Source organism: Pseudomonas sp. K5002 (genome assembly GCF_013386655.1).
Taxonomy (GTDB): Bacteria; Pseudomonadota; Gammaproteobacteria; order Pseudomonadales; family Pseudomonadaceae; genus Aquipseudomonas.
Map to the genome: position 1 here is coordinate 1 of NZ_JACARK010000953.1, position 1,501 is coordinate 1,501.

A 1,501-nucleotide genomic window follows, 5' to 3' on the forward strand; every position below is an offset into this window, starting at 1 on the left:
CCATCTGCTGCTCAAGGTCATCTTCGGGGATGCGCGTCAGGCGCTCGCGCAATTCGGCGGCCAGTTCCGGCGCCAGCGGCGGCTTGAACAGGCGGCCTTCGTTGAGCAGTTCGTCCAGCAGCAGCGGGAAGCGAGTGATCTGCTCGGCAATCCACGGGCTGGCGGCGCACAGGGTCAGAAGGCGACGCAGGGCGTCGGGGTTTTCCGTCAGCAACACCAGATAAGCGGAACGCCGGGCGACGGCTTCGACCAAGGGCAGGACGCGCTCCAGTACCAGGTCCGGGTTGGCATGTTCGACGGCCTGGGCCAGCAAGCGCGGGATAAATGCATCCAGACGCTCGCGACCCAGGCGCTGCATGGCACGCAATTGCGGACTGCTGCGCAGGCCGGCCAGGGTTTTCAAGGCTTTGGGCGCGTCGGTAAAACCACCTTCCTGCAACTGACGGCAGGCGGCTTCCTCGTCCTGGGACTCCTCCCACAACGGTAACCACTCACCGCCCACCACCAACTCGCTCTCTTCGCCCTCTTCTTCATCCGGATCGGCAATCACCTGGCGGAAATGCCAGTCCACCCGGCCACGCCAGTACATCAGGCGCTCATGAAACGCGGTCCAGTCCGGAAAGCCCAGCATGAAGGCAATCCGCGCCTGGTCTTCGGTGCCATCCGGGAGCATCTGCGTCTGGCGATCGGCGATCGCCTGAATCGCGTGCTCGGTGTAGCGCAGGAATTCATAGCCATCGCGCAGCTCGGCGACCACCGCCGGCGGCAGGTAACCCTGGCCTTCCAGGGTACCCAGCACTTTTAACAGTGGGCGCTGCTGCAGGCTCAGGTCACGGCCACCGTGGATCAGCTGGAACGCCTGGGCGATAAATTCGACTTCACGGATGCCGCCCGAGCCGAGCTTGATGTTCTCGGCCATGCCCTTGCGCCGCACTTCCTGCTGGATCAACTGCTTCATGGTGCGCAGCGCTTCGATGGCGGAAAAGTCCAGGTAACGCCGGTAGACAAACGGTCGCAGCATGTCGAGCAGTTGCGCACCGGCCACCTGGTCACCGGCCACCACCCGCGCCTTGATCATGGCGTAGCGTTCCCAGTCGCGGCCCTGGTCCTGGTAGTACTGCTCCAGCGCGTTGAAGCTGAGCACCAGCGCCCCGGCTGAGCCGTAAGGTCGCAGGCGCATGTCGACCCGGAACACAAAGCCGTCGACGGTCATCGGGTCCAGGGCCTTGATCAGTTTTTGACCAAGGCGGATGAAGAACTCCTGGTTGTCCAGCGAGCGCTTCACGCCAACCGTGTCGCCGCCTTCGGGGTAGGCGAAGATCAGGTCGATGTCGGACGACAGGTTCAGCTCCACTGCGCCGAGCTTGCCCATGCCGAGGATGACCATATGCTGCGGTTCGCCGCTGCGACGGCCCGTGGGGGTGCCGAACAACACGCAGTGGCGCTGGTACAACCACTGATAGGCCTGGTCGATGCTGGCGTCGGCCATGTCCGACAGGTC

The 1,501-nt window shown here is 64.0% G+C and carries 1 protein-coding gene; it reads right to left on the minus strand.

The genetic code is table 11. The features are described 5' to 3' along the window. Nucleotides 1–1,501: bifunctional [glutamate--ammonia ligase]-adenylyl-L-tyrosine phosphorylase/[glutamate--ammonia-ligase] adenylyltransferase (gene glnE, locus HX846_RS31590; protein ID WP_178966903.1), on the minus strand; the 1,501-nt coding region annotated here is incomplete at both ends.